This window comes from Actinomycetota bacterium, assembly GCA_036280995.1.
Taxonomy (GTDB): Bacteria; Actinomycetota; CALGFH01; order CALGFH01; family CALGFH01; genus CALGFH01.
Genome location: DASUPQ010000803.1, coordinates 1 through 5,982, shown reverse-complemented (window position 1 = coordinate 5,982; position 5,982 = coordinate 1). Strand labels below are relative to the sequence as shown.

Here is a 5,982-nt window from a genome sequence, read left to right as displayed (position 1 = left end):
GGGCGAGCAGGACGTAGCCCCAGGCGGTGCGGCTGGGGCCGGGGGCGACGCGCAGGTCGCGGCGGCGCCGGCGACGGTCGGGCCGCTGCCCTGCCGGCCTCGGCTCCGCAACGCTGGTGGTGGCTCCCCGGATCGCATCCTTCGCCCTCCCCGGGAAGTCGTGGGAATCCGGCGCGACCCAGGTGAGTTCCCCACCAGATCCGCTCGCGCCCCCCAGCGAGGTTCCATGTCCAAGCAGCGTCTCCCGTGGCTGGTCGTCGCCGTGCTCGTCGTGGCCCTGGCCGGCACCGCGGCCTGGGCCGTCACCGCCCGCCGGCCCGCGCCGGCGAGCCAGGCCGCCGCGGCCGCGGCCGTGCCGGCCGGCGCCCAGGGCGGCCACGACCCCTCCAACCACACCCACGGCGGCACCGCCCAGAACACCCCGCCGATGGCGCCGCGGGGGGGTGTCGTGGCCATGACCGTGCCGCCGCTGCCCAAGACGGCGATCAACTTCATCTGGCGGCCCGAGCACCTGCTGGTCGCGGCCGGGCAGAAGGTCACCCTCAAGGTCGCCAACGCCGACTACATGCAGCACAACTTCACCTTCAAGGCGGCCAAGGTGGCCAAGAACCTGCCGGTCGACGCCACCACCACGATCGAGCTGACCGCCCCCGCCAAGCCCGGCCTGTACCGCTTCTACTGCAAGTACCACCTCCAGATGATGGAGGGCGCCGTCACGGTGCGGTGATGGAGGACAACCGACGCCGATGCATCCGACCCACCCTCGCCGACGCCGGTGGCCGACGGTGCTGCTGCTGATGGTGACCGCGGCGGCGCTGGCCCTGCTGGCGGTGGTGCTGATCGCCCCGCCGGCGGGGGCGCTCGCGCTCGGGGTGGGGCTGCCCGCGCAGGTCCGGCGGGCGCCGGGGTCGTCGCCGCCGCCATGGCTGGCCGGGGCCGCACTGCCGGCCCTGGCGGTGGTGGCGTTCCCCACGATCTGGGCGCGTCCCGACCCCTTCGACGATCCCGACCCTCCAGGAGGCCCATGATGCAGGCCCGCGAGACCGAGCCCAACGGCGGCATCGTCGCCGCCACCGTCGCCGCCGGCGCCGGCTGCGCGGCCCTTGGGCTGCTCACGATCGGCGCGGCCGCCTCGACCGAGTTCGCCGACCTGCTCAACCTGTACGCCCCCTCGGGCCCGCTCACCGGCAAGGCCACGGTGGCCTCGCTCATCTACGTGATCGTCTGGGTCAACCTCCACTTCCGGCTGCGCGACCGCGAGCTCAGCCTCTCCCGGGGCTTCCTGCTGACGATGCTCCTGCTCGTGATCGGCCTCGCCGGCACCTTCCCGCCCGTCTACCAGCTGTTCGAGCGGGCGAGCTGACACCTCCGGGCGTCGTCACCCCCGGCTCCTCAAGGTTCTTCGGGGCGCGAGCAGGGTGTCGACCTGGACGCCGCCCTGGCGACGAGCGAGCCGCGCCGGCCCCTCAGGCGCCGAGGGTGACCACCAGCACGGTCAGGAGCATGGCCAGCAGCAGCGCCCCCAGGGCCGGGGTGGCGGCCAGCAGCTCCTCGCGGCGGCGCAGGGCGGCCAGGGCCTCGGCCCGGGTCCGGGCCAGCCACGGGACCCCGAACGGCGCCTCCAGCAGGTGGAATGCAACCCCCAGGCAGCCGCCGTAGACGAGGTGGCCGGCCAGGGCGGACAGGGACCCGCCGGCCGCGGCCGCGGTCCACTCGGGGTCGCCGCCGAGCAGGGCCGGCAGCAGGGTGAGCGGGCCCAGGACCCACCACAGGAACCCGTAGGACAGGCCCCAGCCGAGGGCGCAGGTGACGTCCTGGCCGAGCCGGCGGAACAGCAGCCCGTAGGAGACGCCGATGGCGACCCCGATGCCCAGGTTGACGGCGATCCCGGCCAGCGGCCCCCTGGAGCCGGTGAGCCGCTCGGCGACCTCGGGCACGGCCCCGTGCAGCATCAGCTGGCTGATGACCGCCCCGCCGACCAGCCCGGCCACCGCGCCGCGGAGGGCCGCGGCCAGCACGCCGCTGCCGGCGGTGGCGCCCCGGTAGGCGCGCAGGTGCTCCGATGACAGCAGCGGGGCCAGGCGGTCGAGCACGGTGCGGCCGGCGGCGGCCAGCGCGCCCAGCAGGAGCCAGCCGGGCAGGCCGGGGAAGCTGGCCCGCGCTTCGACCAGCGACCAGCGCAGCCCCTCGTCGGCCAGCAGGGGCAGCACGGTCAGCTCCCCCACCACCCAGGCCACGAACCCGTAGGCCTGGCCGCGGACCAGCGCGGCCCCGATCCCCTGGTCGGAGCGGGGGGACAGGACCGCCTGGGCGAGCCCGACGGCCGCCCCGGCGGCCACCGCCGGGGCCCGGTTCTCCAGGACCGCGGCCAGCGCCGCGGCGGCCAGCCCGCCGGCGGCCAGCCCGCGCAGCAGCGTCCCGGCGCCGACCGCCTGCCTGGCCCGCCCCTGGTCGCCGGGGCCGTGCAGGACGACGAACACCAGCGCCGTCCCCATCCCGAACAGCAGGTGGCCGAGCAGGCTGGGGAACTCGCGCTGGGCGGCGGCCACCTCCCAGGCCGGGGCCTGGCCGAGGGCCAGGGGCAGCAGCGTCAGCGGCCCGATGCACCACCACAGGGCGCCGTAGGCGGCGCCGAGGAACACCGTCTCGCTGGGCCCGCAGCGCTGGCGCCGGACCAGCAGCCCGAAGCCGGCCCCGACCACCGCCGAGATGGCCATGTGGACGGCGAACCCGGCCCGCGACGAGCCCAGCCCGACCAGCGTGGCCACCGTCGGCAGCACGCCCAGCTGGGCCATGGCGGCGCCGAAGGCGAGCCCGCCGACGATCCCGGCCGGGGCGCCGGCGGCCACCGCCCGGGCGGCCGAGGGGTGACCGCCCCCCCTGGCGGTCGAGACGCTGGCCACGCTCATTTCATGGGGTGGATCTGGGGGCGGGGTGCCGCTCGGAGGCGGTGAGGGCGATGTCCCTGGGGAACAGCAGCTCGACGGTCCAGTCGAGCAGGACCCGCAGCCGCTTCTGCGGCCCGGGCAGCTTCCACAGGTAGACGCCGCGCCACAGCAGCCAGGCGGGCAGGCCGGAGAAGCGCATGCCGCGCAGCTCGGCGGCGGCGCTCTGGCGGCCCAGCGGCACCAGGAACCCCAGGCCGCGGAAGCGGAACGGCTCGGGCTCGGCGCCGGTCAGGGCGGCGACGACGTTGTCGGCCACGGCCCGGCCCTGGCGGACCGCGTGCTGGGCCGTTGGCGGGCAGGCGGCGCCCCGGCGCGAGAGGTCGGGGATGCGGGCGCAGTCCCCCACCGCCCAGATGTCGTCGGTGCCCCGCACCCGCAGGGTCCGGTCGACCGGCACCGCCCCCTGGCCCGGGGCGGCGACGCCGCCCGGCCCGGCCAGCGGCACCGGGCTGGGGCGGGTCCCGGCGGCCCAGACCAGGGTGCGGGCCGCCACCCGCTCGCCGTCGCTGAGCTCGACCCCGTCGGGGTCGGCGCCGGCCACCGTGACCCCGAGGCGCAGCTCGATGCCGCGGGCGACCAGCTTGTCGCCGGCGTAGCCGGCCAGCCGGTCGCCCAGCTCGGGCAGGATGCGCTCGCGCGAGTGGACCAGCACGAAGCGGGGCTCGCTGGCGCGGATGCGGGGGAAGTAACGGAGCACGGCGTGGACCAGGTCGAACAGGCTGGCCACGGCCTCGGTGCCGGCGAACCCGCCGCCGGCGACGACGAAGGTGAGCCAGCGGCGGCGCTCGGCCGGGTCGGGCTCGTGGTCGGCCTGCTCGAGCCGCAACAGGACGTGGTCGCGCAGCCGGCGCGCGTCCTCAAGGGTGGCCAGGGTGAGGGCGTTGCCGGCGACGCCGGGCAGGTCGCGGAAGTTCGGCACCGCGCCGAGGGCGAGCACCAGCTGGTCGTAGGGCAGGGCCTCGAGGGCGTCGCCGCGGCGCAGGTGGACGACCTTGCGGTCGGGGTCGACGCCGAGCACCTCGGCCCGCCGGAAGCGGGTCCGGGGGCAGGCCGCGCGCAGCGGCACCCCGACGTTGCCGGCCTCGACCGCCCCGGCCGCGACCTCGGCCAGCATCGGCGTGAACAGGAGGTAGTTGCGCTGGCTGACCAGGGTCACGTCCAGCCACGGGGTCCAGGGGAGGAGCTGCTCGAAGCGGCGGGCGGCGCTGACGCCGCCGAACCCGCCGCCGAGGATGACGACCCGGCGCCGGCCCAGACCGGCCGCGGCCGCCGCCGGCAGCCGGAGCCGGCGGGCCCGGCCGCCCCGCAGCGCGGCCTGCACGCCCGGGCCGACCACGCCGCCGGCGCCCAGGCTCAGCAGCAGTGTCGGGAACAGTGCCGCCATCGACGCCTGCAGCGCCGGCAGCAGCGTGAGGACGAGCACTGCCCAGACCAGCACACCGAGGAGCATCCCGTCGATGACGCCGCTGGGCAGTGAAGATGGCGGCGGGAGGGGCAGGTCTCCCGTAGCCTGCCCCTCCCTGCCTGCCTGGCGTCCGGTGCGAGTGGTCCGCGTCCCCAGGTTCGCGTCAGTGGTGCCGACGCCGCCTTCGGACCTCCGGACCGTCCGCTCCCTCCTCGACGGACGGCCGTCCACCGGGTCGCCAAGGTGCTGCATGTCGTGGGTTGTCAGTTGTCGTCGGTCAGTGGCGGGGACGGTGGTAGGCCACCCGCCGCCGCTGGCCAACCGCCAGCAGCGTCGACCCGGCCGCGATCACGCACAGGCCCAGCAGCATCAGGCCCTTGGACATGGGACCGCCGGTGAAGGCCAGCTCGCCGTTGCCGCTCAGCAGGGCGGTCTGGCCGCGGATGGCGCCCTTGGGGAACTCGGGCGAGTGGAGGTTGACGTAGTAGTTGGAGGGGTTGGCGGCCAGCCCCTTGACCACGGCGGCCTTGGCCTGGACGCAGCCGGACTTGCTGCTGGCGTCCAGCGGGCTCTCGTTGGCGAAGAAGTTGACCACCACGTCGCCGTTGGTGCCGGCGGCGCCCTTGTGGATGTGGGCCATGGTCACGTCGACCCCGGTCCACTTCAGGTCGTAGCAGACCTCGGTGCCGCGCGTCTTGACCGCCGCGGTGCCGCTGCCGTCGGGGTCGCCCCCGCCGACCTCGTTGTCGCCGGACAGCTTGGCCGAGAACTTGGTCCAGGCGCCGGTCGACTGGGCGCCGCCGGTGGCCGCCTCGGTCTCGGTGCCGCCCTCGGTGCCGCCGTAGACGTCCTGGCCGTACTCGACCTGGGTCGTGCCGTAGTCGTCCTGGGCGAGGGCGGCCGGCGCCACCATCGCGGCGGCCACGACGGCGACCACCGCCGCCATCGTCACTCTTCTGAGCATGAAGGGTGCTCCTCCTGAGTCGTCGTGTCGGGGACTGACTGACGCGGGACGGACGAACTACTGGTTGCGCAGCTGGCGGAAGTCCATGGCCAGCACGCGGACGCAGTCGACCGGGCCGCCGCGCTGGGCGAACGCCCGGGTGGCGGGGTAGTGGTTGCCGGCGGCGGCGTCCACGCAGAGGCGGTAGCGGCCGGGCTCGGTGAGGGGCGGCGCGATGCCGGTGAGGACGTCGGAGTCGCCCTCCTGGGACATGACCACGAACGAGGCGCAGGTCTCGGCGGGCACGCTGCCGTCACGGGCGACCCGCTGGAAGCAGGCGTGGTTGTGGCCCTGGACGTTGCCCTCGGCGTTCAGCCGCTGGGTCCCGACGCCGTACTCGGCCTGGGGGTTGGAGAAGAACCCGGGCTCGAAGTTGTCGAAGCGGGCCCGGACGGTCAGCTCCCGGTTGAGCGGGATGATGCGGCCGCTGCCCGGACGCTGGATCAGCACCTGCGGGGTGTTGGCGGGGACCTCGCCGTAGGGGACCGAGTTGAAGACCGTGCCGGTCTGGATCCCGCTGTTGAGGGGCAGGTTGTTGATGTTGCCGTGGGGGTCGGCGGCCGGCTCCTCGGCGCCGTCGTCCTCGGCGCCCGGGGGGGTGGTGTCGTCGAACACGTCGCCACCGG

At 75.7% G+C, this 5,982-nt stretch carries 7 protein-coding genes; 3 read left to right on the top strand and 4 right to left on the bottom strand.

What is annotated here, in order from left to right; all coding sequences use genetic code 11:
- The first annotated feature begins 226 nt into the window (after positions 1–226).
- Genes VF468_26860 through VF468_26850 form a run of 3 tightly spaced genes read left to right on the top strand, consistent with a single transcriptional unit; the run spans position 227 to position 1,363 of the window.
- On the top strand, positions 227–727 hold the full coding sequence (locus VF468_26860; protein ID HEX5881910.1) for a cupredoxin domain-containing protein: 501 nt from the start codon (positions 227–229) through the stop codon (positions 725–727).
- A 58-nt stretch (positions 728–785) separates the two neighbouring features.
- Positions 786–1,028 carry a hypothetical protein gene (locus VF468_26855; GenBank protein HEX5881909.1) on the top strand — a complete coding sequence of 81 codons (243 nt, stop codon included), beginning with the start codon at positions 786–788 and terminating at the stop codon, positions 1,026–1,028.
- The gene (locus VF468_26850) at positions 1,025–1,363 is read left to right on the top strand and encodes a hypothetical protein (GenBank protein ID HEX5881908.1); all 339 of its coding nucleotides are present in this window, start codon (positions 1,025–1,027) and stop codon (positions 1,361–1,363) included. The genes VF468_26855 and VF468_26850 overlap by 4 nt, the downstream gene beginning before the upstream one ends.
- A gap of 103 nt (positions 1,364–1,466) precedes the next feature.
- Here the strand turns inward: VF468_26850 and VF468_26845 are convergent, their stop codons facing one another.
- From VF468_26845 to VF468_26830, 4 genes are all read right to left on the bottom strand, one after another.
- The gene (locus tag VF468_26845) at positions 1,467–2,909 is read right to left on the bottom strand and encodes a hypothetical protein (protein HEX5881907.1); all 1,443 of its coding nucleotides are present in this window, start codon (positions 2,907–2,909) and stop codon (positions 1,467–1,469) included.
- A 1-nt stretch (position 2,910) separates the two neighbouring features.
- Positions 2,911–4,386: an NAD(P)/FAD-dependent oxidoreductase gene (locus VF468_26840; protein ID HEX5881906.1), complete on the bottom strand. Its 1,476-nt coding sequence runs from the start codon at positions 4,384–4,386 to the stop codon at positions 2,911–2,913.
- 244 nt (positions 4,387–4,630) lie between these two features.
- The gene (locus VF468_26835; GenBank protein ID HEX5881905.1) at positions 4,631–5,317 is read right to left on the bottom strand and encodes a CHRD domain-containing protein; all 687 of its coding nucleotides are present in this window, start codon (positions 5,315–5,317) and stop codon (positions 4,631–4,633) included.
- A gap of 57 nt (positions 5,318–5,374) precedes the next feature.
- On the bottom strand, positions 5,375–5,982 hold a 608-nt coding region (locus VF468_26830), incomplete at its 5' end, for a hypothetical protein (protein ID HEX5881904.1).